This window comes from Olivibacter ginsenosidimutans, assembly GCF_039542865.1.
Taxonomy (GTDB): Bacteria; Bacteroidota; Bacteroidia; order Sphingobacteriales; family Sphingobacteriaceae; genus Olivibacter; species Olivibacter ginsenosidimutans.
This window is the reverse complement of record NZ_BAABIQ010000005.1, coordinates 1-26533: the sequence shown is the minus strand read 5'-3', so window position 1 is coordinate 26533 and position 26533 is coordinate 1. Positions and strand designations below refer to the sequence as shown.

Annotated in this window: 24 protein-coding genes; 12 read left to right on the top strand and 12 right to left on the bottom strand. The window is 40.0% G+C overall.

Annotation, left to right across the window (positions count from 1 at the left end):
* Window positions 1-19 precede the first annotated feature (19 nt).
* Window positions 20-901, top strand: a complete 882-nt coding sequence (locus ABD930_RS03635) for a bestrophin family protein (RefSeq protein WP_345230335.1) — start codon at window positions 20-22, stop codon at window positions 899-901.
* Here ABD930_RS03635 and ABD930_RS03630 read toward each other — a convergent pair.
* The 3 genes from ABD930_RS03630 to ABD930_RS03620 all read right to left on the bottom strand — a co-directional run bounded on the left by ABD930_RS03630 (window position 898) and on the right by ABD930_RS03620 (window position 3940).
* The gene (locus ABD930_RS03630; RefSeq protein WP_345230334.1) at window positions 898-1593 is read right to left on the bottom strand and encodes a response regulator transcription factor; all 696 of its coding nucleotides are present in this window, start codon (window positions 1591-1593) and stop codon (window positions 898-900) included. The genes ABD930_RS03635 and ABD930_RS03630 overlap by 4 nt on opposite strands.
* A gap of 10 nt (window positions 1594-1603) precedes the next feature.
* A complete protein-coding gene (locus tag ABD930_RS03625; protein ID WP_345230333.1) occupies window positions 1604-3379 on the bottom strand; it encodes a sensor histidine kinase in 1776 nt (591 codons plus the stop codon).
* A 201-nt stretch (window positions 3380-3580) separates the two neighbouring features.
* A complete protein-coding gene (locus ABD930_RS03620; RefSeq protein ID WP_345230332.1) occupies window positions 3581-3940 on the bottom strand; it encodes a DUF3127 domain-containing protein in 360 nt (119 codons plus the stop codon).
* 76 nt (window positions 3941-4016) lie between these two features.
* Between ABD930_RS03620 and ABD930_RS03615 the strand changes: the two genes are divergently transcribed.
* Genes ABD930_RS03615 through ABD930_RS03605 form a run of 3 tightly spaced genes read left to right on the top strand, consistent with a single transcriptional unit; the run spans window position 4017 to window position 6194 of the window.
* Entirely contained in the window at window positions 4017-5201 is a 1185-nt protein-coding gene (locus tag ABD930_RS03615) for a THUMP domain-containing class I SAM-dependent RNA methyltransferase (protein ID WP_345230331.1), read from the top strand.
* Window positions 5185-5550, top strand: a complete 366-nt coding sequence (locus ABD930_RS03610; RefSeq protein ID WP_345230330.1) for a cupin domain-containing protein — start codon at window positions 5185-5187, stop codon at window positions 5548-5550. The genes ABD930_RS03615 and ABD930_RS03610 overlap by 17 nt, the downstream gene beginning before the upstream one ends.
* Complete coding sequence (locus ABD930_RS03605; protein WP_345230329.1) at window positions 5547-6194, top strand: HD domain-containing protein; 648 nt, start codon at window positions 5547-5549, stop codon at window positions 6192-6194. The genes ABD930_RS03610 and ABD930_RS03605 overlap by 4 nt, the downstream gene beginning before the upstream one ends.
* A gap of 56 nt (window positions 6195-6250) precedes the next feature.
* On the opposite strand, the gene rplS is transcribed toward ABD930_RS03605, so the two are convergent.
* The 4 genes from rplS to ABD930_RS03585 form a co-directional block, all read right to left on the bottom strand.
* Window positions 6251-6598, bottom strand: coding sequence for a 50S ribosomal protein L19 (gene rplS / locus ABD930_RS03600; RefSeq protein WP_345230328.1), 348 nt, complete (start codon window positions 6596-6598; stop codon window positions 6251-6253).
* Between the two features lie 189 nt (window positions 6599-6787).
* Window positions 6788-7465, bottom strand: a complete 678-nt coding sequence (trmD, locus tag ABD930_RS03595) for a tRNA (guanosine(37)-N1)-methyltransferase TrmD (RefSeq protein ID WP_345230327.1) — start codon at window positions 7463-7465, stop codon at window positions 6788-6790.
* A gap of 10 nt (window positions 7466-7475) precedes the next feature.
* Window positions 7476-8003, bottom strand: a complete 528-nt coding sequence (rimM, locus tag ABD930_RS03590; RefSeq protein WP_345230326.1) for a ribosome maturation factor RimM — start codon at window positions 8001-8003, stop codon at window positions 7476-7478.
* Window positions 8004-8103: 100 nt separating this feature from the next.
* Complete coding sequence (locus ABD930_RS03585) at window positions 8104-8646, bottom strand: 30S ribosomal protein S16 (RefSeq protein WP_345230325.1); 543 nt, start codon at window positions 8644-8646, stop codon at window positions 8104-8106.
* Window positions 8647-9423: 777 nt separating this feature from the next.
* Between ABD930_RS03585 and ABD930_RS03580 the strand changes: the two genes are divergently transcribed.
* The gene (locus ABD930_RS03580; protein ID WP_345230324.1) at window positions 9424-11604 is read left to right on the top strand and encodes a bifunctional alpha,alpha-trehalose-phosphate synthase (UDP-forming)/trehalose-phosphatase; all 2181 of its coding nucleotides are present in this window, start codon (window positions 9424-9426) and stop codon (window positions 11602-11604) included.
* Window positions 11605-11609: 5 nt separating this feature from the next.
* Here ABD930_RS03580 and ABD930_RS03575 read toward each other — a convergent pair whose 3' ends face one another.
* The 3 genes from ABD930_RS03575 to mqnB form a co-directional block, all read right to left on the bottom strand.
* Window positions 11610-13394 (bottom strand): glycoside hydrolase family 15 protein, encoded by a 1785-nt coding sequence (locus ABD930_RS03575; RefSeq protein WP_345230323.1) that lies wholly within the window; start codon window positions 13392-13394, stop codon window positions 11610-11612.
* A gap of 134 nt (window positions 13395-13528) precedes the next feature.
* The gene (locus ABD930_RS03570) at window positions 13529-14389 is read right to left on the bottom strand and encodes a menaquinone biosynthesis family protein (RefSeq protein ID WP_345230322.1); all 861 of its coding nucleotides are present in this window, start codon (window positions 14387-14389) and stop codon (window positions 13529-13531) included.
* 147 nt (window positions 14390-14536) lie between these two features.
* Window positions 14537-15160 (bottom strand): futalosine hydrolase, encoded by a 624-nt coding sequence (gene mqnB, locus ABD930_RS03565; protein ID WP_345230321.1) that lies wholly within the window; start codon window positions 15158-15160, stop codon window positions 14537-14539.
* A gap of 105 nt (window positions 15161-15265) precedes the next feature.
* Between mqnB and ABD930_RS03560 the strand changes: the two genes are divergently transcribed.
* The 4 genes from ABD930_RS03560 to ABD930_RS03545 all read left to right on the top strand — a co-directional run bounded on the left by ABD930_RS03560 (window position 15266) and on the right by ABD930_RS03545 (window position 21250).
* Complete coding sequence (locus ABD930_RS03560) at window positions 15266-15679, top strand: 6-pyruvoyl trahydropterin synthase family protein (RefSeq protein ID WP_345230320.1); 414 nt, start codon at window positions 15266-15268, stop codon at window positions 15677-15679.
* 11 nt (window positions 15680-15690) lie between these two features.
* Window positions 15691-16332: a GTP cyclohydrolase I FolE gene (folE, locus tag ABD930_RS03555; RefSeq protein WP_345230319.1), complete on the top strand. Its 642-nt coding sequence runs from the start codon at window positions 15691-15693 to the stop codon at window positions 16330-16332.
* 141 nt (window positions 16333-16473) lie between these two features.
* Entirely contained in the window at window positions 16474-17358 is an 885-nt protein-coding gene (gene fabD, locus ABD930_RS03550) for an ACP S-malonyltransferase (RefSeq protein ID WP_345230318.1), read from the top strand.
* Between the two features lie 172 nt (window positions 17359-17530).
* Entirely contained in the window at window positions 17531-21250 is a 3720-nt protein-coding gene (locus ABD930_RS03545) for a sensor histidine kinase (RefSeq protein WP_345230317.1), read from the top strand.
* Between the two features lie 34 nt (window positions 21251-21284).
* Here ABD930_RS03545 and ABD930_RS03540 read toward each other — a convergent pair whose 3' ends face one another.
* Window positions 21285-22256: a hypothetical protein gene (locus ABD930_RS03540; RefSeq protein ID WP_345230316.1), complete on the bottom strand. Its 972-nt coding sequence runs from the start codon at window positions 22254-22256 to the stop codon at window positions 21285-21287.
* Between the two features lie 244 nt (window positions 22257-22500).
* Between ABD930_RS03540 and ABD930_RS03535 the strand changes: the two genes are divergently transcribed.
* A complete protein-coding gene (locus ABD930_RS03535) occupies window positions 22501-24054 on the top strand; it encodes a glycoside hydrolase family 10-like protein (protein ID WP_345230315.1) in 1554 nt (517 codons plus the stop codon).
* Between the two features lie 14 nt (window positions 24055-24068).
* Here ABD930_RS03535 and ABD930_RS03530 read toward each other — a convergent pair whose 3' ends face one another.
* Entirely contained in the window at window positions 24069-24440 is a 372-nt protein-coding gene (locus ABD930_RS03530; RefSeq protein WP_345230314.1) for a TM2 domain-containing protein, read from the bottom strand.
* 260 nt (window positions 24441-24700) lie between these two features.
* On the opposite strand from ABD930_RS03530, the gene ABD930_RS03525 reads away from it, so the two are divergent.
* On the top strand, window positions 24701-25612 hold the full coding sequence (locus ABD930_RS03525) for a hypothetical protein (protein ID WP_345230313.1): 912 nt from the start codon (window positions 24701-24703) through the stop codon (window positions 25610-25612).
* Window positions 25613-25886: 274 nt separating this feature from the next.
* Window positions 25887-26489, top strand: a complete 603-nt coding sequence (locus ABD930_RS03520; protein WP_345230312.1) for a hypothetical protein — start codon at window positions 25887-25889, stop codon at window positions 26487-26489.
* Window positions 26490-26533: the final 44 nt, after the last annotated feature.

The window sequence follows — 26533 nt, the reverse complement described above, 5'->3', positions numbered from 1 at the left end:
TTTTAATTCTGATCACGCCATGATTATATATAATCCAAAAGATTGGTTGCATGCTGTTTTTTCCTTTCACCGTTCTGAAACGATAAAAAAACTTTATCCCTTTCTTTTTTTTATGGCGATCTATTCTTGGGCCATAGCTTTCTTCGAAATCGAATATCTAAAATTATCTGAGCAGAGCTGGTTACGCAATATTCCCTCCATGCACAGTTTACTGGGTTTCGTGCTATCTATTCTATTAGTATTCCGAACAAATACCGCCTACGACCGTTGGTGGGAAGGCCGAAAATTATGGGGACAGCTAACCAATACGAGCCGAAACCTCGCCTTACGCATCGAAAGTCTTTTACCTATAAACGATAAGGTGAACCGAAGCTTCTATAAAAAAAGTATACCTTTATTTGCGAACACGTTAAGAGATCATCTTCAATCCAGTAGAACGCGCTTTATGCTAGATGAAAAAGACCATCCAGCGTTTGCCCAGTTAGATGACAGTAAACATGGTCCGAATCAGGTGGCAGCCATGCTTTTCAAGCGCACCAACATCTTATATAAAGAAGGGATTATCTCCGGAGACCAATTCATTCTACTCAACAACGAACTACTTGCATTCGCGGATATCTGTGGCGCTTGTGAACGGATTAAAAACACACCAATCCCCTTTACCTATACTTCTTTCATTAAAAAGTTTATTTCGGTTTATGTATTGACCCTTCCATACGGATTCGTCTTTTCCCTAGGCTATTTTGTAGTTCCAGCGGTAGTTTTTGCTTTCTACGTACTTACCTCTCTAGAGATGATCGCAGAAGAAATAGAAGATCCTTTCGGTTCAGACTTAAACGACCTTCCTTTAAGCAAAATGGCGAACAACATCCATAAACATGTTGGAGAACTGATCCATTAACCCACCAATAGCTTATACCCTTTTCCATGCACATTGACAATCTCTACTTTAGGGTCGTCCCGAAGGTATTTTCTAAGTTTGCTTAAGAAAACATCCATACTTCTTCCGTTAAAATAGTTATCGTCGTGCCAAATTTTTATCAGTGCTTCTTCACGAGTAAGTACATCATTCTTTTTTAGACACAGCATTCGCAATAGCTCTGCCTCCTTTGTAGAAAGCTTTTGTTGTTGCCCATACCGGGAAATAAGTTGTGTTGTATAGTCAAAATGATATTCCCCAAGATCAAAGTTAACGGGCAATTCTTCCTCCGTCGTCCGGTCTTGCTGTGAACTACGCTTCAGTAAAGCATTAATCCGCAGCAATAGCTCCTCTACCCTAAATGGTTTAGTTATATAGTCATCCCCCCCCAAATTAAAGGCTTCCGTCTTATCTTCCATCATACCCTTTGCCGTAGCAAAAATAATCGGAATTGCTTCATTTACTCTTCGGATTTCTTTCCCGAGCGAAAACCCGTCTTTCTTGGGCATCATGACATCTAAGATACACAGATCAAAGTCCTCTCTCCCAAAGGCACGCAGGGCTTCCTCACCATCCTGGCAGAGTTTTACATCAAACTTTCCTTTTAGTTCTAAATAATCCTTTAATATTTCGCCAAGATTGGGATCATCTTCTGCTAATAAAATTTTTCGCATATTCTTTTGCTTAATGATGAGATACGGGTAAAATGACCTCAAACTCCGTACCTTTATTCTTTTCGCTTCGCACCTTAATTGTACCTTTCATTCGTTTCACAATATCCTGCACATAGCTTAAGCCCAAACCAAATCCCTTAACATCATGTAAATTACCGGTAGACACCCGATAAAATTGATCAAAAATTTTAGACAATTGATCGCGACTCATTCCGATACCTTGGTCGGCTACTGTTATATGAATGCTGTTCCCGCTATTCCAGGTTTTAATCGTTATTTCAGGAATTTCTTTACTGTATTTTATGGCGTTATCGATCAAATTAAAGATGACATTTGATAAATGAAATTCATCACCATTTACAACAGGATCGCGAGCTTCCATTTCCAGCCCAACCTTTGCATGACGCTTTTTCAACTGCAAATCCATGCTATCAATTACTGCTCCCACCAAATCATTCATATTAAGCTCCTGCCGATCCATACGTAACTCACCCTTATCAATCTTCGCTATATTCAGAACACGCTCAATATGGTTACCCAAACGCACATTTTCATCATAGATCACATTCGCCAAACGATCTACTCGTTTAGGATCGGCGATAATTTCCGGATCTTTTAACGATTCACTTGCAATCATAATGGTTGCCACCGGCGTTTTAAACTCGTGAGTCATGTTATTAATAAAGTCGGTTTTCATTTCCGATATCTTCTTTTGACGGAGGATAGTAAAAATCGTATACGTAAAACAACCGATAAGAACGAGGAGTAATGCTATCGATGATCCTAACATTACGCCCATATTCCCTAGCATCAATGATCGTTTGCTTGGAAAGCTGACCGATAATTTTCCCGAAGAACGGATAACACTATTCGGAAATAAGATGGTACTATAAAAATTCTTATTGTCATACTGCCCTGCAAACGAAACCAAGCGATATAATATCGAATCTTGCTGACCAGTTATCCGAAGTTCAAAAGGCAGATGAATGTTTCTATTGGCAAATTCTTCCTTTAGTTCTTGCCGGATGAAGCCTACATCAATCCGACTTTTTAAGGGCTTTTTTGCCATTTCCAGATCACTGGCCAAATTTTCCATCACTGAAGGGCCTTGTGCTGCAGCCATAAACGAATCCACCAATGACCCCGTTTGGAAGAATTTTTCTTGTTGCTCATATTTCTTCATTTGAGCGTCTAACCGTCTATCCTTTCTTGGTGGTAAGGCAACCACACCAATGTCGTTCATATAGGGATCAATAAAAACATAGCGCAAGCTATCGTCTTTTGCTTTTTTTGGATGGCTAACCGGGTCATTGACGTAGACATCTAATCTATTCCGTTGTTGATAAAAGCCCTCGGGCATCGTAACAAGCTCCACATTGACCAGATTTTTAAGTTTGGCATCACGCATGTACGTTTCATAAAAATCATTCGTGATCAGGGTAGCACTAGGAAAGGCTCGCAATAATTTGGCTTCCAGCTCGCGGACCTCCATTTCTTGCTGACGCTGTTCCCGTTTAATTTTCTCTACAAACATTTTAGTACGCCACTCGGCTTCACGTTTCTCCTGTAACTTCCGATTTTGGGCTTCCTTCGCCTGTAAAAAATCAACAGCCTCCCGCTTTTCAGCCTTAAGCGCAACGGTATTGAGTGCGGCATTTACCGCTTCATCGAATAATTGGGTTTTTAAATGATACGATTGGCTTATGAAATAGTATTGCATGGCTATTACACCCAATAATGCAAATAACATCAAACCAATAATGGCCGCTATACTTTTCCGCTTCATATAAACACAAAAATACGCAAGAGCCTGCTATTCAGCTCCATTTTAACAAATTTTAACACAAAACCACATAGGTGATAAGGAATTTAAATCCGAAATTTAATAACTTGTTGTTCAAAATAAAAAGCACCCGCCAGTTGGCGGATGCTTTTCTTTATCAAGTTTCCTCATATTTCGCTGTAAACCCTTTACGGCCGAGGAGAATTAAAATGGCAAATCGTCATCATCGGGAGCCGAAGATATGTCAACAGGAGGGACATGTGCCGCTGGAGCAGCTGTTTCTGGAGCCGTTTTCGTTACTCGCCAAGCAACCAGTGAATTAAAATAGGTGGTTACACCACCTTTGTTTGTCCATGGTCTACCCCGTAAATTAAAAGAGACCTCTACATCTTCACCGGGGGCCAAATTATCAAAAATATTAACCCGATCTTGGGTCGCTTCAAAACGAATATACTCTACAAATTGCGGATTTTCAGCGTATTGAACAATTAAATCACGTTTTTTGAACGAATCTGTAACTTGCTGTACCGCACCAACCTCGTGTACCTTACCTTTAATTTCCATAACAATCAAACAAAATATAAATTGTAAAAATAGGGATTTTTGGCGACAAATAATCTTAACTTCGCAGAAATAAGCTATGCAAGTTTTCAACACACCACAAAAAGTTATCATTACCTGCAATAAACGGTTGTCACCCTATGTACAACAAGAAGTAAAAGCACTTGGTTTTCCTATCAAACGCGCGTTTAGTACCGGAGTAGAACTATTGGCCACACTCAACGATTGCATAACCTTAAACCTCAATTTGCGTTGCGCCAGTCAAGTATTATATGCCCTAAAAAGTTTTACCGCCGCCAATGCGGATGAATTATACCATCACATACAAGCAATTGCTTGGGAAGAGCTCCTCGATTTTAACGGTTATTTTTCGGTGAATTCAAACGTAAACAATGAAACCATTACCACGCCTTTATTTGCTAATTTAAAGGTAAAGGATGCCATTGTTGACCGCATAAAAGAAAAAAAAGGCGTTCGGCCCAATACCGGTCCGAAATTAAACAAGGCTGTTGTCCATCTTTTCTGGAAAGAGAATAAAGCCGATCTGTACCTCGATACTTCTGGCGAAACGCTGGCCAAGCACGGTTACCGAAAGCACCCCGGAAAAGCCCCTATGCTTGAAGCATTAGCTAGTGGTGTTATTTATGCCAGCGAATGGGATCAAAAAGCAGCTTTTGTCAATCCCATGTGTGGCTCCGGCACCTTAGCTATTGAAGCCGCTTTAATCGCTACCAATCGCAAACCAGGCCTTTTTAGGATGAATTATGCCTTCATGCATATTTTAGGTTATGATGAGCAGGTGTTTTTTGCCGCACGTCGGAAACTTAAAGAACAGATCATTAAAAATATTGATTTAAAAATCATTGCTTCTGACATTTCAGAGGAGGCCGTTAACATTGCCCAAGCCAATGCTAAAACAGCAGGAGTAGATCAATTAATTACTTTTGAAGTCTGCGATTTTGCTAAAACCCATGTCCCTCCAGCTCCCGGAGTCATTCTATTCAATCCGGAATATGGTGAACGTTTGGGCACCCATAGCAAATTAGAGCTTACCTATGGCCGCATAGGTGATTTTATGAAAAATGAATGCAAGGGTTATACTGGTTTTGTCTTCACCGGAAACCCAGATCTTGCCAAAAAGATTGGCCTACAATCGCATAGGCGGATAGAATTTTATAACGGCAAATTGGATTGCCGCTTATTAGCCTATGAACTGTATGACGGATCTAGAAGAAAAGTGAAAATAGATGATCAAAGCTTATAAATTATACACAGGAAAAGAGGGCCACTCGCACGTACAGGAAGGGTATGTCGATACCAGCTTCTTAACTGCCGTAAAAAGTCTCCATTTTAAAGAAACAGCACCTCAAGCAGTGTACGATTGGCATCAAGCGCCTACTACCCAATATGTATTAACCTTAAAAGGAACCCTAGAATTTACCACCTCACTTGGAGAAACATTTACCGTTAGGGAAGGCGACGTCCTTATCGCAACGGATGTTACTGGAAAGGGGCACCGCTGGAAACTGCTCGGCGACGATCCCTGGCATCGCGCCTATATCATCTTCGAAAGGAACGAGGCGCTAAATTTTCATCCAAAAGAAAACGAATGACCCTCTTGATCGAACAAACGATAACCTTTGTCAAACAAACGTTAAAAGACGCCGAAGCGGGTCATGACTGGTTTCATGTAGCGCGTGTATGGAAAAATGCCCAACACATTTTAAAGACAGAAAAGGCTGACACGTTAGTGGTCGAGCTGGCGGCCCTCTTACACGATATAGCCGACAGTAAATTTCATAACGGTGATGAAGAGATCGGCCCCACTCTTGCCGACCAGTTTCTGCACAGCTTAGCGGTACCCGAACACGTCGTTATTCATGTGGTAGCGATCATTCGCAATATGTCCTATAAAGCTAGTTTAGGAACCGTCAATTTCAGCTCAAAAGAAATGGAAATCGTTCAAGACGCTGATCGGCTTGACGCCATGGGAGCCATTGGCATTGCCCGTGCTTTCCATTATGGTGGTTTTAAGAATAGACCCCTTTATGATCCACAAATTCGACCCAACCCCAATCAGGATAAGGCAACTTATAAAAACAGCACCTCCCCAACCATTAACCATTTCTACGAAAAGCTACTGCTCCTTAAGGATAAAATGAATACGGATACCGGACGAAAAATGGCCATTAACCGCCATGAATTCATGGAACAATTCCTTGCCAACTTCTTTGCAGAATGGGAGGGAGAACAATAAAAAAGCCCCTTACTAGAAGCAAGGAGCCTTTTCTATTTTTAACCTTCAAAAAAGGTTTACACTCTCCTTGACTTAATACGAGCAGCTTTACCGGTTAAGTTGCGTAAATAGAATAATTTAGCTCTACGAACTTTACCATAAGTATCTACAACCACTTTATCAATGTTAGGTGAGTTTACCGGGAAAATACGTTCAACACCTATGCCATTTGACATTTTCCTTACGGTAAAGGTTTCGTTAGAACCTACGCCATTCCGTTGTATAACTACGCCTTTATATACCTGAACACGTTCTTTGTTACCTTCGCGAATTTTATAGTGAACGCTAACGGTATCACCAGCCTTAAATGCAGGAACTTCATTTTTTGCTACCGCCTGCTCTTCTACAAATTTTACTAAATCCATGATTTTAAGTAATTAACAACGATTTTTAACCCGTAAAAATCGGACTGCAATATTAGTTATTTTATTTTAAAATTAAAAACCTATTTTCCCTTTTTTGTAAAAGGATACATTTCTCCAAATTCGCCCGTGCAACGCCAATGGATGCACCACAAAAATCACTACTCGCATCACCTGCGCCTCTTGCTCAAACTATTCGTCTAAAAGATCGGGCCTGCGTTCCTGAGTCCTCGCTAAAGCCTGCTCATAGCGCCAATGGGCAATAGCCGCTTCATTACCACTTAATAGAACATCCGGCACTTGATGACCACGCCAATTAGCCGGACGGGTATATACTGGCGCATCCAGTAATTCTCCTTGAAACGAATCGGAAAGGGCAGAAGTTTCATCAGACAATACACCAGGAATAAGCCGTATAACGGCATCTACCAATATAGCAGCTGGCAATTCTCCTCCCGAGACCACATAATCTCCAATAGAAATTTCTTTAGTTACGAAAATTTCACGGATACGTTGGTCTATTCCCTTATAATGACCACATAAAATCAGCAGGTTTCCTTTTAAGGCCAGTGCATTCGCAGTCGACTGGTTTAAGGTTTGGCCATCCGGACTCATGTAAATCACTTCATCGTAAGTACGCTCGCTTTGTAATTGCTCGATACAGGCAGCAAAGGGTGCTATCTGCATCACCATTCCACTTCCACCACCATAAGGATAATCGTCTACACTTTTATGCTTGTTTGCTGCGTAATCCCTCAGGTTGTGAACATGGATTTCAGCTAAGCCTTTTTGCTGCGCACGTTGTAAAATGGAGTGTGCAAAAGGACTTTCCAACAATCCTGGTAATACGGTTATGATATCAAAACGCATCCTTATTTGATTAAGCTTCACTATATAAGACAATCAGGCCTTCCGGTAAATCTACCTTTAATACCCTGCTCTCCTCATCAATCTCAACAATAAAATCATCGCTTAAGGGAAACAATAGTTCCTTTGACTTATAGCATACAACAGCAATGTCCTGCTGGGGAAATTCATTGATTGCAATAATTTCTCCTAAATTTCCATAGGTCTGATCAAAAACCTGGTACCCCTTTAAGTCCGTTATATAAAATGTATCAGGATCGCGCTCCGGCATTTTTTCGTTCGCGAGATACAATTGTTTTCCAACGAGACTTTTGGCCTGATCAATATGATCCATATCTTCCAAATAAAAGTATCCCGTCCGATTGGATTGAAGCTTAAACGAGCGAACAAAAAAGGGCACTAACTTCTTGTCCAGTTCTAAAAAAACAACATCAAAATCCAGCGCTTCATAATCCAAAAATTCAAAATACACCTGTATTTCTCCTTTCAGTCCACGTGTTTTGCTAATATAACCTATATAAAAACAATCACTTAGCTGCATGATATTACGTTTGGTAGGATTATCTTATGGGAAAAATAAAATGCCATTCCAATAGGGTGGACCCTAAGAAATGGCATTTTATAAAGATTATCAAATCGCCTTATTCAGCGCTTGTTGTTTCTTCATTTCCAGAAGCTGCTTCTTCTTCAGGAGCTTCCGCTGGAGCTTCTTCTGCTGCTTCTTCAGGAGCATTTTTTGCCGCTAAAGCCGCCGCTCTTTCTTCTTTTTTCTTCGCCTCTGCCGCTAAAGCTGCTTTTCTTACTTCTTCTTTCGATTTAGAAAGATTATCTTTCTTACCTTCAATTTTAGCGTCCTTACCGGCTAACCACTCTTGAAAACGAGCATCAGCTGTTGCCTCGTCAAAAGCACCTTTTTTCACACCGCCCAACAAATGCTTTTTATAAAGCACTCCTTTGTAAGACAAAATAGCGCGGGCAGTATCCGTAGGCTGAGCTCCTTTGGTTAACCAATCCAATGCTTTGTCAAAATTTAAATCAATCGTTGCTGGATTGGTGTTAGGATTATATGAACCTAAACGCTCAATAAACTTACCATCACGAGGAGCACGAGAATCAGCTACCACTACATGATAAAAAGGTTTACCCTTCTTACCAAATCTTTGCAATCTTATTTTAGTTGCCATTTGAGATAATTTATGTATTCAACATATTTCCCGGAGCTTAATGCTGCGGGGCTGCAAAGATAAAATTTACTTTTAAAAAAATCAACAGTTTTTGTTTATTAATAAAAAAACCTTAATCAAGCAGTCTTTTTCTGTTCACTTCCACAGTTAGCCTTTACCTTTACCGAAAGCATCTCCACACCATGGTGGTTGCTTTTATGCCAAAAGTAATTATCCTTCGTTTGCAATTTTACCCAGAGAAGGCCTCACCTTCCGCTTTTTTACCTAAACTTAAGCAAAAAATAAACCCATAGGGCAACGATGAGTACCGCAAGCAATCGCCCGAAACCTTTTTTTATGCTTTGTGGCATTCCCTTGTAATACCAGCTGAACAGGATAACAAACAAGACCAGCAGATAAGGTAAAATTTTTCTCATTTCTTTAACCATTCAAACCTACAGTTTATTCTCCATTTTTAGCTTTAATTCCATAAATATTTTCACAATTCGCCCCGAATTTCCCCTAAATACGACTACTTCAGATTATAGCCCTTAACGTCTATTTTTTAGGTATTTTTGTTTCGTCACAACATCAAAAATCAATTTTTCCAAACCATACGTTGATTTTTGGGTTAATAATCATTGAACTGTCCTTTTCACGCTCCAGTGCTTTCAGGATAGGTTAGCTTATGTAAACAACCGGCTGGCAGATTAATCAGGATAAGTTCTAGTCAACCAAGATTTAGCTTTAGTTAAAGTTAAGTACGAAACAGTCAATAAAAATAGATAACATAACATCGTGGGCAAAACAATCATCGTATCCAATCGACTACCAGTAAAAATAAATGAAGAAAATGGCCAACTTGTCTTTACTCCAAGCGAGGGCGGATTGGCTACCGGATTAGGTTCTATTTACAAAGAAGGGGATAATATCTGGATTGGATGGCCTGGAACAACGGCCGAAACCGAACAAATACAAATAGACATAACCGAAAAGTTAAAGGAGCTTAGCCTAATTCCCGTTTTTTTACGTAAGGAGGAGGTTAAACGTTATTATGAGGGCTTTAGCAATGAAGTTTTATGGCCGATATTCCATTACTTGTCTACTTATGCCAACTACGATTACCATAACTGGCTTTCCTACGTACAGGTTAACCAAAAATTTGCTGATGCAATCTTAAAACAATTAAACCCGGGAGACACCATTTGGGTGCACGATTATCAGCTACTGCTCGTTCCGGGACTAATCCGCCAACAACAACCGCAGGTGTCCATTGCTTATTTTAACCACATTCCTTTTCCTTCCCAAGAACTTTTCCGGCTAATTCCGTGGCGTAAGGAACTTTTAATGGGTATGTTAGGAGCTGATCTGCTGGGCTTTCATACCTTCGATGATGTACGGCATTTTCTCAGCGCCGCTACCCATTTGCTTCCTGTACAGGCGGATGCCAATCGGCTTAGAGTCGAAAACCGGATTGTCCTTGCCGAACCATTTCCCATGGGAATTGACAGCGACAAGTTTTCCAATTTAAGCAAGGATCCTACAGTTATACAACATATCCAGAATTTCAAAAAAAACTTCGCCGATAAAAAGATCGTGCTTTCTATTGATCGCCTGGATTACAGCAAAGGCATTATTGAGCGATTAAATGCCTTTGAGTTATTGTTGGAAAAAAACCCCGAATACTTAGAAAAAATTATCTTATACATGGTGGTTGTCCCCTCTCGGGACAGTGTCCCCCAATATAAATTATTAAAAGATGAAATCGATCGTCTAGTAGGTAATATCATCGCCCGATTCCGCACCTTCCAATGGTCCCCTATTGCCTACTTTTACCACGGGTATCCCATCGAAATCATCTCTGCCTTATATAATGTCGCCGACGTCTGTCTAGTCACGCCCATGCGCGATGGGATGAACTTGGTAAGTAAGGAATATGTGGCCAGTAGGAATGATAATACAGGCGTCCTTATTCTCAGTGAGATGGCTGGTGCATCGAAAGAGTTAAACGATGCTCTTTTGGTAAATCCGAATAATATCAGTGAGATCCGAAAAGCCCTCGTAAGCGCATTAAATATGCCTGAAGACGAAATGCAGGACCGCATGAAAGCCATGCGTGCCGTTGTCTTTAAGTTTAACATCAAACATTGGGTGAAAATTTTTATGGCTCGCATAGAAGATGTTAAACAAATGCAACGGGATTCCCGAGCGAACTTAGTAAAAGAGTCGATAGAACGGGCCATTCAAGAAAGATATAAGTCTGCAAAAAACCGACTGCTTTTGTTGGATTATGATGGCACATTAGTGGGCTTCAAAAAAGAAATTGATGAAGCCTATCCTGATCCAGCCTTATATGAATTGTTGGATGGATTTGTAGACGATCCGAAAAATACCTTAGTGATTATCAGTGGCCGGAAACATACCACGCTGGAGCACTGGTTTGGTATGAAAAATTATACACTCATTGCCGAGCATGGTGCATGGAAAAAAGAAGTTCATGGCGATTGGGTTCAATTACCCGGTTTATCTACCGTTTGGAAAGAAGAGGTGATGAAGTTAATGGAAATCTATACCGATAAAACACCGGGCTCTTTTATTGAAGAAAAGAGTTATTCCCTTGCATGGCATTATCGCAAAGTTCAAAAAGGCTTAGGATCGCTTCGCGCCAATGAATTGATGGACAATCTGCAATACCACCTCAATACCTTTGGCTTAAAAATGTTGGATGGAGATAAGGTCGTGGAGGTCAAAAATGCCGATGTAAACAAGGGTAGGGCTACGTTAAATCTCCTACATGAAACAGCTTTTGATTTTATGTTGGCCATTGGCGATGATAGAACGGACGAAGATACCTTTAAAGCGCTTCCCGAAAAAGCCGTTACGATTAAGGTAGGAAGTAATGTGTCTGCGGCAAAATACTATTTGGAAGATCAAGAAGAGGTACGCGCCTTATTGCGCGCACTTCTTCTTAACCGCTAATGTGCTTATATTAAAAATCTAGGTGTCCCTAAAACCGAAGCAATCCGGTTTACGGCATTAATTAGGCCCACATGACTATACGCCTGAGGGAAGTTGCCCCATTGGTCGCCGTTGTTTGCATCGATATCTTCGCTAAATAAGAACAAATGGTTGGCATACTGCAACAGGTTCTCAAAGGTCTTAACCGCATCTTGGGCACGGCCAACACAAGCTAGGGCCTCTACATACCAAAATGCACAGATGAGAAATGTTGATTTTGGCTTTCCAAAATCATCGGCATGTAGATACCGATAAAAGAGGCCATTTTCATCCCGAAGCTCTTTTTCTAAGCCCGCCAAGTGATTCCTCGCCCTTTCCGATGTGGGATCGAGGTACCGCATAATGATTAATTGCAGTGTGCTTGCGTCCAAATGGCTGCTCCCCACGGCATGTGTATAAACCTTTCGTTCGGAATCATAACAATCTTCAATATGCGTTGCAGCCCGTTTAACCAACTGCTCTGCTCGATTTTCTAAGTCGGCATTGCCTATCTTCTTCGCAATACGTGCAGCGGCTTTACACCCTGACCATTGAAAAAGGTTTGTATAGCAATGGTAATTCGCAAAGTTTCGGAATTCCCAAATACCCGCATCTTTTTCGTCGATAGTCTGCTCTATCTTGGTGATCAACGCTTCTAGCCATCCTGCAGAATGGCTACGTTCTTCCGCTACAAAGCGACTATCGGTATACAAAGGCAATAACGTCAAGAGTACCTGCCCATACACATCGTTCTGGATATGTTCATAGGCTTGGTTTCCTATTCTAACCGGTTTATTCCCCCTATAACCCGAAAGGTAACTCAATTCTTCTTCTACCAATTCCTTTCTTCCATTGATACTATATAACGGTTGGAACCTTCCTTTTTCGTTCGCAGATATATTGGCAATATATTCCGCATAGTTTTCCATCTCTTCAAATTGTCCGATACGAAGGAGAGAAGCCAGAACATAATAGCTATCCCTAATCCAACAATACCGATAATCCCAATTCCGCCCACTACCGGGATACTCCGGTAAGCTTGAGGTACTGGCCGCAATAATCGCTCCCGTATCTTCATATTGGTGGAGTTTTAACGCTAGAGCCGAACGGATCACCGCTTCCTGATATATAGACGGAATGCTGGTGTGTTTAATCCAGGTCCGCCAATAGTTAATGGTTTGCCACAAAAAACGTTCAGCAGTTTCTTCCAACGGAGCCTCTAATGGTTCGCCATAAGTCAATATTAGATATTTTGTGCTGTGTAAGACATACGTTCCTGCTTCGAAAAAATGGCTAATCGGCACGTTGGTTGTCAATCGCATCTTGTCTGCACCGCCGCTAAATTCCACATGGTTACTTCCGCGATGTCTTTCCTGAGGTCGCTTTCCATAATCTGTTACCGGATAGCAGCGCATACGCAAGCGCGGTTCTCCACTAATGCGTTCTACTTTCCGAACCAGCATAAGTGGCTTAAAATAGCGTTCATACTGCTGAAAACGAGGAGCAAAATCCGTAACTTTATAGACCCCCTCTTTACTACTGATCTCCGTTTCTATAATATTCGTATTCGGTATGTAGCGCTGTTTACTGGTAAATTCGCCATCCGGCAGAATAGAAAACTCGCCACCATGTTTTTTGTCCAATTTATTACCAAAAACAAAGGTACTATCAAACGCTGGCCAGCATAGCCAAGAAATGTTTGTGTCTGTTTGTACATGCGCGATATACGCACAATTTCCTATAATACCACTTTGATAAGTGTGTCTTGCCATATTGCTAAGTAAAAAGTAAAAAAATAAAAATTTAAAATGATGCGTGAACAGTAACGTGTGTGGCGCGGATTACCGATTACTGACCACTATAATAACCGGTACAAGGTACAACACAACATTTCGATACCACTATATTAATTTAAAAAAAGCGTTTTCGCTATCGCTGGGATTACGTTTAATGCTAACGCTTTATCGAACATCAACTTTATCGCTTTCCTTCCTTCCTCTCCTAAATCTACGGAATACTTATTGACATATAGATTAATGTGTTTATACATGACTTCCTCACTCATTTCCTGCGCATGAGAGCGAATAAAATCAAGCCCAGAAGTGGGGTGCTCAAAAGCATATTCCACACTTCGCCGAATAATACGATTAACTTTGGCTTTAATGTCTTCGGGTAAATCCCGACGAATAACGATGCCGCCAAGCGGGATGGCACAACCCGTCTCTTTTTCCCAGAAATCACCTAGATCGATCACCTTATGTAGTCCTTTATCTTGATACGTAAACCGATTTTCGTGAATGATCAGACCTAAATCAACCTGCTCTTTTAATAGCGCCGGTTCTATTTCAGAAAAAACCATCGTCTCTTTTCGCTGCAATTGCGGGAAAGCCAAACCCAATAAAAAATTGGCCGTCGTATATTTCCCCGGTATGGCAATCGTTAAATCAGAAACACCTGTTTCATTTTTCAACGTTTGCAATACCTGTTTCACCAGTGCTTCCTGTTTACAAATCAATAATGGGCCAACACCAAAACCCAGTGCGCTACCTGCATCTAATAATACATAGTTTTCTAGCGCATAGGCATAGGCATGGAAGCTCAATTTACTAATAGCCAATTCCTGATGAAATGTCTTATGGTTTAGCGTTTCCACATCTTCATAAGAAACGTCAAACGTTAATCCCTCCGTATCAATCTTATGATGAATCATGGCATCGAATATAAACGTGTCGTTAGGGCAGGGGGAAAAACCAAGAGTTAAATTCATATCATTTATTTTTAATAAGCGTAATGGAGTCAGAAGACATTAGCACCAGATACTAAGCGATCCAGCGAAACAAAAGTAAAAGAATGCTAAGCACCATATGCCTGTGAAAATGTCATTTTATCTTAAAAAGCTTCCGCTCCGTTACAGTTAAAAAAGATGACTACAAGAAATAAGCCATTCATTTAAATTTTTTACCGCTAAACCTATTTTCCAATTCGCGCGGTTTCTTTTTTCAACGTAATTGGAAATGCTTCTTACCTGTATACAAGATAATCCTGCCTGCTGGCAAGCATAGTAAAAGGCAGCCCCTTCCATGCTTTCTACTGCTGCGTTACTTCGGCTACGTAGCTGGGCAATAGACTGTTCATTTCCATGTACGCGATTAACCGTTATACCAGCTACTCTCGTTAATGCGGCATATCCATCTGGTATCACTCCCGGCATAGCATGGAAAGTGCTTTTTCCAAAACCCAATTGTTCAATCGTTAAAAAATCATCGTGATCTTCTGCCCCCAGTTCGTAGAACGTATCATGAGCAACAAAAACTACCTCACCCAAGGCCAGGTCTTTCGTAATAGCTCCAGCAATACCTACTTGGACGGCATAATCATAGGTCTTTTGATGAAGGGCTTTCCCCAATTGAAAAGCCGTGGCGACCATACCTACATCCGTCAGGAGCACATCGATTTCCGCTTGTTTTCTTTGCGCTAAAACTTCTAAAAAAGGAGCGATCTCGGCTGCTGTTGCAGCTACAACTAAACATCTTGCCATAAGTAAAAACTCAAAAGTAAAAAGTAAAAAGTAAAAAGCGCTTAAATTACACTAGATTTAAATCTTAGCCTAATTAAACTTATCTTTGCGGGCTAATAAATAGTTATGATTTATATTACACGTAGAGAGCGCTTTAGTGCGGCCCATAAGTTGTACCGTGAGGATTGGAGCCTGGAAGAAAACGAAGCGACTTTTGGTAAGTGCAGTAATCCCAATTGGCACGGGCATAATTATGAACTCTTTGTTACCATCAAAGGGGAAATAGATCCTGTTACCGGATTCGTCATTGACCTGCGCAAACTTAAAGATATTATACGTGATCATGTCATCGACAAACTTGATCACCGCAATGTAAATTTAGATGTAGATTTCATGAAAGGTAAAATGGCTTCTACCGAAATATTGGCTGTCTCCATTTTTCATCAACTCAAAGAGCCAATAGCTGCCGAAGGAGCCCAATTACACTGCATAAAACTACAGGAAACGGAAAATAATTCTGTGGAATATTTTGGCAATTAAATCACAAAGGAATGAATATTACAGACCACGAAGCACCTTTAGATGATGAGCAAATAGACGGTTATATAAAAATTGATCGCTATAATCCTGCTAAGATTAATCGTATTGCCACGCATTACCAGGATATCTTACAACAGTTAGGGGAAGACCCATCACGTCAGGGACTTTTAAAAACGCCAGAACGCGTGGCAAAAGCCCTACAATACCTCACGCATGGCTATGATCTAGATCCGGCGGAAATTTTAAGGAGCGCTATGTTTGAAGAGGATTACAGCCAAATGGTTGTGGTTAAAGACATCGAAGTCTATTCGATGTGCGAACACCACTTATTACCTTTTTTTGGGAAAGCACATGTTGCTTATATTCCGAACGGACATATTGTTGGGTTAAGTAAAATACCTCGGGTAGTAGATGCTTTTGCTCGCCGGTTACAGGTACAGGAGCGATTAACGAACGAAATCCGCGATTGTATCCAAGAAACACTAAGTCCAGTGGGTGTTGCTGTGGTAATTGAATGTAAACATCTTTGCATGGCCATGCGTGGTATCCAAAAGCAGAACTCGGTAACAACCACTTCTGCATTTACCGGTGCATTTGCTCAGGAACGTACACGCGCAGAGTTTCTGCGGCTCATCACAGCAAGTTTAGACTAGCTTTTTAAGAGGTGTAAGGCATAAGATATATGGGATGTAAGGGATTATTAAAGTATCAGACAGAAACCAAACCGTATAACTGAAGTCCATATAATTTAGCGCTTAAAACGTACCACTAAAGATAAAAACACATATAAACCGATGAAGAAGGCATATATATTCCCCGGCCAAGGAGCCCAATTTGTAGGAATGGGTAAAGACCTTTATGATTATAAGGAAAATACCCGCAACCTTTTTGAACAGGCGAATGAGCTCTTAGGCTTTCGTATTACAGACCTCATGTTTAACGGCAGCGAGGAAGATCTTAAACAAACAAAAGTTACGCAACCCGCTATATTTTTGCATTCCGTGATCTTGGCAAAAGCGTTAGACAACGACTTTAATCCGCAAATGGTTGCCGGACATTCGCTTGGAGAGTTCTCGGCATTAGTAGCAGCAGAGGCCTTATCTTTTGAAGATGGTTTACAATTGGTGGCAAAACGGGCAAATGCCATGCAAAAGGCTTGTGAAATCCAACCTTCTACCATGGCAGCCATCTTAGGTCTTGATGATTTTACAGTGGAAGATATCTGCCAACGCGTAAGCGATGTCGTTGTCCCCGCAAATTACAATTGTCCTGGTCAATTGGTTATTTCCGGAACGGTAGCTGGCGTTGACAAAGCATGCACGCTATTACTGGAAGCAGGAGCTAAGCGCGCGCTAAAGCTTAATGTAGGAGGTGCTTTCCATTCACCTCTTATGGAAACAGCCCGCGCCGAACTGCAAAAAGCGATAGAAAGCGTAACAATTAAGGAGCCCATTTGCCCCATTTACCAAAATATTGATGCCAAGCCTTATACCGACCCTCAACAGATCAAAACCAACCTTATCGCTCAATTAACAGGAGCTGTCCGGTGGACACAAACGGTCGAGCATCTACTGGCTGATGGAGCAACATCATTTCTAGAAGTGGGTCCAGGCAACGTTTTGCAAGGATTAGTGAAAAAGGTAAACCGACAAGTAGAAACAGCCTCGGCGAGTATATAATACCTTTTTCCATTACCTTCACCACGTCCCCTTTTATATTTCTATTTTTTACACCATTTATTGAAACATACCATGCTGATCGCTATGCGTTTGAGAGAAATGCATAGCGATTAGCTTTTTTTTACTAGCCCTCATGAATATTTTATATTTTTACCCATATACTGGATGAAATTTGAATACCTCTCTAAAAATACGGATACTCCTTTTAGTATTGACGCTTTGCTTCATAGGTACGGCCATTACCATTAACCTTACTTTCCGTAAAGATGAGCTCTTACGTCTTGAGGCGAAACGAATCGAACAAAATCTGCATAAAAAAGAATTATTTGTAAAATCCTTTCTGGCAGATACCAATAATTTTAACGCATTAAGAGATATTCAAAACGATGAGGAATTAACCCAAAAAATAGTAGAGTACTTAGGGGAGCAAAAACAGATCTATGTCTATACCTACTCTAACAGTGAGCTGACGTTCTGGGGTTCAGACCGAATCGTGCCGCAATCAGATGCCGGACTACCGGAAGGCAGCTCATGGATTACACCAGACAATGGCTCGTACGAAGCCATAAAAAAATCAAAAGGGGGCTTTTCGGTTGTCTGCTTAATCCCTATAAAAGCGAAATATGCCCTTAAAAATGATTATTTAAGCGAAAAATTTTCATCCGATTTAATTCATTCGCAGAACCTTACTATAGCCAATTATGACGATAATCCGGTGTATAGTATTCGAAGTGTCGATGGGAAATATCTCTTTTCCGTAAAACTGAAAAAACAAACCTATAATACCCTGTTTTCCAAGCTAGAATTAGCCATGTGGTTGGCCGCAGTGCTCTTTGCTACTGTATTAATGAATAGCTTTTGCGTATGGCTTGCCGATCGTGGAAAAGTAAAATTATCCGCACTTCTCTTCTTACTATTTTTTGCTACAGCACGCTATATCGATTTGCAGACTGGCTGGTTAGCCAATCATTTTTTCAACGAATTTTTTGACCCAAAATATTATGCGTCCAACTTCCTCTTTCCTTCGCTAGGCGCTTTTCTGCTCAATATTATTGCTGCCGTATGGTTTACCTGCTACGTCTATAATTACCGGTTTCAGCTCTTCAAAGTAAATCCAAGGCTAAACACCAAGATCATCCATATTGGCTTCTTTGTCTTAGCCTCTTTATTCATTTATATCGCCAGCACGCAAATCGTTCAGGTTTTTGGTGGCCTCATTGGAAATTCGAATATTCAGTTTAATGTTAGCAATATCTTAAAACTCAACATTTTCAGCTGGATAGGAATCCTTTCCTTGTGTTTGGTAATACTGAACCTCTATTTACTTTTAGAGATTGTATTTGCTGTAGGCTCCAGTTTAACGATAAATAAGCGTCAATGGCTCCTTCTATTTGCGATAACGTTTATCGCTTATGCTACTTTTCAATTTTTCTTCAATGAATTGACGGCATCCTTTTTTATTTTCGCCGCTATTATCCTTTTAAGGGCTATTTCTTTCTATAACAATTATCAGTTTAACCTCGTCGTTTTTATTACTTCCCTATTGTTATTCGCATGTATTGCCTCATTAAAACAAACGGAATTTATCCAAGATAAGGAACTAGAGTCTCAAAAGTTAATTCTCCAACGATTAGAATCAGCAGACGACCCTGATGCGGTATTCATTTTTTATGGAATTGAAAATAATGTAGCAAAAGATTATTATTTGATCAATTATTTTTCACATCCCGAACGGTATAAGGTAGCTGTACTAAATGATTATCTCAGACAAACCTATTTCAGTGGATATCTTTCCCGATATGAATTTAATATTTTTGAACTGACCAAAAATTACCCAGATGACGTAAAAAGTGTTCAAAAGCTCAGCTACTACAAACAAAAAGTAGAATCAGGGTCTATAAAAGTATCCGAATATTTCTACCGAATAAATAATAGTTTAGGCAATTTATTGTATTTCGGCCTGATACCCATCATTGCCGATGGAAAAGAAATTGGTACTGCCGTTATCGAGTTGTCTAGTAAAGCCTTTGAACGATACGCCTCTTTTCCTGAAATCTTAAGCAACGGTCGCGTCAATCAACAAGATGATCTTCAACAATATTCTTTTGCGCTATATCGCAACGGAAAATTAATCAATCAATTTGGCGATCATCGTTTTTCCATCTCCGATCAAATGTACCCCAAAAACCTTTTCCAATATATCCACATACGGAATCAAGAAGGTGGGAGGGAACTCATGTATAGACCTAATGAACATGTATTAATGGTATTAAGCAAGGATGGGCAGGGTTTCTGGGTACAATTAGCTTCTTTGTCCTTTCTCTTTCTGGTGCTCCTTGTTTTTGCCATTGTGGTCTATGCACTGCGATGGTTAATTGTAACATTTAAAAATTATGATTTCAGCTTCCGAAATGTCCGCCGTTCATTCTTAATCACCCAAAATAAAATCCTTTACCGAACTCGTATACAAGCCTTTGTTGTACTAGCTGTCGTACTCAATTTAATCGTCAGCGGTATCATCACCTTCTTCAGTATTAGCAACCAATATCAAAACCAACAAGAGGTCAATACCGTAAGAAGAATCAATCAATTGGCTTCTGGTTTTGAGTCTACCATATTTAAAAACAAAACAGCAGAAAAACTCGAAATAGAAGAAGATTTTCTACATAATATAGCCAATATTAATGCTACAGATATTAGTTTATATAATACGGAAGGACTCTTATTTTTTACCACGCAAAGTAAAATATATGATCTTGGCCTAACATCCCGGTACATGAATGCCAATGCTTGGTTAAATATGGCTCGGTTTCAACGGTCAGAATATTTCCATAAGGAAAAAATAGGCGATTTAAGTTATACTGTTGCTTATGCACCGATTAAAAATGAACAGGATGAAACAATAGCCTACCTGAGTTTACCTTATTTCTCCAATGAAAAGGATTTCTCTGATCGTATTGGAATGTTATTGAATACCCTTATTAACATCTACGCGTTGGTTATCGTTGCCTTAGGTCTTTTTGCCGTATTTATCGCCAATCGCATTACCTCTCCACTGATCCTTATACAGCGAAGCTTAGCCAAAACTTCCATCGGTAAAATCAATGAACCGCTCTTCTGGAAAAGAAATGATGAAATAGGTTCACTAATTAAAGAATACAATAATATGATTGCTGCGCTTGAAGTTAGCGCGAATAAAATTGCACAATCCGAACGCGAATCGGCTTGGCGAGAAATGGCCAAACAGGTAGCGCACGAAATAAAGAACCCCTTAACCCCCTTAAAACTTGGCGTACAGCTCTTAGAACGATCATGGAAAGAGCATGACCCAAATTTTGATCAAAAATTTAAGCGTTTCAGCAAATCCTTTATTGAACAAATTGATAGCCTTTCTACCATCGCTTCTGAATTTTCAAACTTTGCTAAAATGCCCGATACGCAATTGGAAGATGTTGATCTCTTGGATATTATTGAAAAAATTATTCCCATTTACAACAATAATGCAGCCGTTGATATCTTCTTTAAATATGTGTCTGATGGTCCGGTTATTGCTCGGGGAGATCGTGATCAGCTACGCCGATCATTCAGTAATTTGATCAAAAACGCCATCGAAGCAAAGGCCGGTAGGGGTAAGTGTATTATTAAAATTTCGCTTATGGTGGAAGATCACCAAGCATCTATCGCTATCCGAGACAATGGAAATGGTATCGATGAGGGGGTAAGAGACCGGATTTTTCAACCAAATTTTACCACTAAAAGCTCGGGTACCGGACTTGGTTTAGCCTTTGTCAAACAAACCATAGAAAGTATGCAGGGAACCATCTATTATAATACCGAGATCGGTCAGGGAACGACCTTCTATATCAAGATTCCGATTAAGAAAGAAAAATAATAAAAAGGTTCATTACATTTAGCCCCAACAGTGCTTAATCTAAACGAATGGTTCCCTTTCCCATTAAGCCTTTATTGGTATACAACATAACCGTATAACTTCCCGACTTAAAGTCTTCCGGTCCCTGCCATTCATAAGAATAAAGTTTTCCATCATTAGAAAATTCTATTCCCGTTTTATCGGTATATTGCATTTCAACCCCGTCTACCTCAAAAATGTTATTATCGGCAATAAGTAAATTACCATTGGGTTCAATCACACGGATATAAACGTCGTAAATGGCTTTTTTGGCTAAGGGGTTATCGGCAATATTAAAATCGATACGAAGTTTATCCGTTTTTTTGGCTTTGGTTTCTATACTTTCTTCACCATGTCGCTTTTCCCTTACCGCATTAATGTTAATAGAAGATAATTTAAGCGCGGTAGCTAAAGCGACTTTCTGTTCCAGCTCACTATTTATCGCCTCTAATTCATCCGCTTTGCGATTTGCATTTCCGGCAGACTCTTTTAATCGATCGCGTTCAGAAATCAAGAGCGCATTTTCATTTTTTAACTTTTCAATGTCTTTCGTATACCTAGAAACCGTTGTCCGTAATTGTGCTATTTCCTTTTGTGCATTTACCAATTCTGCCCGACTTAATTGTTGTTGGGTTAATTTGGTGCGCAATTCTTCAATTTTAATGCGTGCATTATCTTGCGCTGCCCTTAAAGATTCTGTCAGTTCAACATTTTGCTTCGTTACACGATCCAGCTCTACCTCAATCCGGTCAAGTTCCGTTTCCATTTGTGTTTTCTCGCTCAATACGGTACCATGCAATTCATCCGAATGCTTATACTTAACATAGAAATAAATATTGGTGGCAATTAAAGCTAGTATCGCTAGAATAAAGAAATAGATTTTAGGACCATCCTTACCCTTTTCCCGCAATTCATCCTCTTCCACATCATATGCAGTATGTCTCTGCTCCAATGAAGGGTTCTCATACACAGTATCTTTATCTTCCATTGTACAAATTTCTAAGTCTTGTTAGGTCTCGAAATTTTGAGCAAAAATTGTTCCAACATATTTCTTATAGAAAAGGGCGTTTTCTTACCCAAACAGCTGCATTTTTAAAAATTACTTGTATACATAAGCCTACACCTTTTCCTTATCCATGCATACTTTTACCGATTTTTTTTCTCATAGCCCCTTGCTATCCTTATCTTTACAGCTTTTTAGAAATAAGCACGCTAAAACATACGCTAATTTGATGAACAGGCATAAAGGGCTATACGCATTACTAACACTATTCATACTCGTTTCTTTTTATTTATCCAGCTTTGCACAATATATCTCAACGACTAGTCCTAAGCGCGAGCTTCGCGGTGTTTGGGTTTCTACTGTCGTTAATATCGACTGGCCCAGCAAACCGGGCCTCCCTGCCGACGCACAGAAACAAGAGCTCCTCCGTATACTTGATGCCCACCAGCGTGCCGGTATTAATGCCATCTTTCTACAAGTTAGGCCTTCTGCCGACGCTATTTATGCTAAAAGCAAGGAATTGTGGTCACGTTTCCTAACGGGGCGCCAAGGTTTAGCTCCTGCACCCCTATATGATCCTTTAGAATTTGCTATTCAAGAAGCGCATAATCGGAGCATGGAATTACATGCTTGGTTTAACCCTTATCGAGCAACTTTTGATTTAAACGAGGCCAATGTTGATCCCAGCCACATCACCAAGCAACATCCAGAATGGTTTTTTACCTATGCTGGCAAGAAACTTTTTAATCCCGGTATTCCTGAAGTGCAACAGTATATTATAGCTGTCATTATGGAAGTAGTGCGCAATTACGATATCGATGGGGTACATTTTGACGATTATTTTTACCCTTACCCTGCCGCAGGGCAATCTATTCCAGACTATCAAACCTTTAAACGCTATGGCCAGCATTTCCATAATATTGACGACTGGCGTCGGGACAACGTTAATCAATTGATAAAAACCCTGGCAGATAGTATTCATCAAACTAAAAAGTACGTTAAATTCGGTGTCAGCCCCTTTGGCATCTGGCAAAACAAAAAACAACATCCGGAGGGTTCTGAAACCGCTGGACTGAGCGGTTATGGCCAGCTATATGCCGATGCGCGCGCTTGGCTGCAAAACGATTGGGTAGACTACATTAACCCACAGATCTATTTTGCGTTCAACAATCGAGCTGCTGCTTATGAAACGCTAATTGGCTGGTGGGGAGCAAATGCCTATGGCAAACACGTATACGTTGGGCAGGCCGCATTTAAAGCAACATCCGGTAGTGCCGGATGGCGAGATCGAAGTCAACTCCCTGAGCAAATCCGTTATTTAAGAAAGAACCCCAACATCCAAGGAAGTGTTTATTTCAGCTCCAAATCATTGGTTAACAATCTCGCTGGTTTCCGTGATTCCTTACAATATAATTTTTATCGGTATAAAGCTTTACCACCTACGATGTCTTGGATTGATAGTATTCCCCCACTAGCACCAGAGAACCTGTACATCCATAATTTGAACGCCGGTGGTATATCCTTACGATGGGATGCTCCGCTCGCCGCATTGGATGGTGAAACGGCCTATGGCTATGTTATCTATCGGTTTAACGCCGGAGAAGAAATAAACTTAAATCGTTCCCAGAATATTCTGGAAATCATTTTTGATGCCTCTCGCACGTATTATACCGATCAATCGGTGCGGAATGGGGCACAGTATACCTATGTCGTTACGGCAATAGACCGGATGAAGAACGAAAGCGGTCCTTCCAATATGCAAGTCATTTTAGCCAGCAAATAACGTCTTATCAACTACTACGCACGTGGTTTACTGTACATCCGTACCATTTGAAGGCATTCTATGGCCATTTTCTGGTTAAACGATTCGGTTAAGTTTCGATGATTCACTAAATCGACTATCGTGCCTATCCCACAAAAACCCGCTGTTAAAAAGAATACAATACCCATGCCCACTTGCTTAATCATAAAGCGTTGGATGCCCGCTACACCCAAAAAACCAACCAGCGTTAAGAGAAGTATTTCTTGAGTTTTTCGGCGTTTCCCTGTGTACAGGAATAAAAATTGATCCACCTGGTTCTCTGTTAATCCTTTCGTGGCATTTACCAAAAAGAGCATCTCTTCTGGCGTTACATCGGAAACCGACATTAATATTTTCTGTTCACTCATTTTGGTTTATATCTATTTAATGACCATTAGAACGTTTACCTAAACACCAGAACGTTTCTCGTTACGCCCTTTTGGATAATTTGTCCGATAGTCCTTTATTGTTAGACACGAAGATAATCTTTCTGTTACAAAAGCGGTATTAAAATCGCTTTTGCTTTGATCTTTAAATCTAAACCCCGACTCTTCATGCATCTATTGATAACCGTTAGCCAACTAATGGCTTCGAATCTGTTAACCTATTTTCTCCCATTTTAGGTAAAATGCAATCCTTTTTCTTAGATAAATCGTATATTGAACAACGCTTACCGCAAACCAATAAGCCGATATATAATTTTATGAATTACCTGTCTTATTTTGATTTAAAACATAAAAATTCGGTCGTTTTCATGCTCATAGTAGTCCTTAACCATCAAAAAACCGCCTTTTATTATTTTACAATCCTTTCATTTATTTTTTCCTTTGGCGCCAAGGAGCAGGCCGTTTCATTACCCCTGTGCTTGTTGTTATGGGATACCGTCTATCGACGGAACCTTGCTACCGGGGCGGTTTGGCTTGAAAAACTTCCTTTTTTTGTATTAGCGTTATTTTTTGGATTGATAACGATCCAGTCGCAGGGACTTGAAGATACCGGACGGACATTTTATCCGTTTTATCAACGGTTGCCTCTCGCTGCTTACACCATAAGTGAATATTTTACCAAGTGTATCTTTCCGATGAACCTCTCTTACCTATATCCCTTCCCCTTTGAGGGAGACGAGGGGGTATGCTGGTGGTTGTGGATCTATCCCCTTGCTATTCCCCTTATCTTGTATACATTATACCCCTATATTAAACGTCAGTGGCTTTTTTTTGCCTTATTTTTCTTTGGTATACATCTTGTTTTAGTCATTAACCTCTTTTCCCTCGCCCGTTTTTCCGTTGTTGCAGATCGGTATGGCTATTTAGCATCGATTGGGCCCTGCTTTCTGATCAGTTACATTTACGTAGCCTATCTTGTCAGGAAGAGGAACATCCCAATAGTTTATCTTTTTGGTATAATTTACCTTGGCGCACTCTTTCTTTATGCTGCTAATCATCTTAGCGTTTGGAGAAATACGTATACCTTAAAAGCGAAACTTAAACATACCATAGAGAGCCGGTCAGACTTTGAAGAACTTAAAAAACTAAAATGATGGATAAACAAGTCAAGGTAAGAACGTATATCGGATCATTCCTGCTCGCTCTTATACTCCTGATAAACATGTATATTGCTATAAACTATTATTTTATCGGAAAAAAGAAACTTTCCCAATTTTTCATTTGGCAAACGAATATTCAAAAAATAAACAAAGAATAATTATTGTCAAGGCAACCATAAACTGTGTTTTATTTTTATATACTTTTTTTGCTTTAATAAAAAATAATACTTAAACTTGACTACTTTTATAAACCTCAATTACCTAGATTATGAAACAGCGCCCACTTATCCTGATGACCCTGTTTTTCAGTTGCTGCCTTATCATATTTGCCTGTCGCAAGGAAATCGACAATTTTATGCACGACAGGGAATCTCCTCCTGCAATGCTTCTTGAATCGGCCAAAATATGGCACTCGAGACATTTAAATACCGAAAATCCAAATATTTCCAGACTTGCTCCTCATTGGAAGGAATCTTGGCGTTTGGAAACCGCAAGCGGAAAGTCTTTATTAATTGCACCTGCTTCCGAATACTATTTAAACAATAAAGATTTTACCGCTCGAAGATTTTTCTTATTCACTATATCTGGAAACAACATCTCTGAAGGTAGAATAGTAGAATTTATTGGGAAGAGTTTTAATGTTGAAGAAAATATCGATGCTCTTCTCATCAATTATGATCAGGATGTAATTACAGATTTCAATGGTGGAATTTTCCAATATGATGTCAATTACAATAACATAACAAACAAAACATATAATAACGGGACGTTAAGCAAACAAAATGCTTCTATAATTAATGGTAATAAAAATTTTCATTGTTGTCCGGTTAAATTCCCAATGTTCTTACAAAACATGCTTGGTTTCACTTGATCGCTGTTTTTCTGTTTAATGTCGATAGCATGGTCATGTCTGAA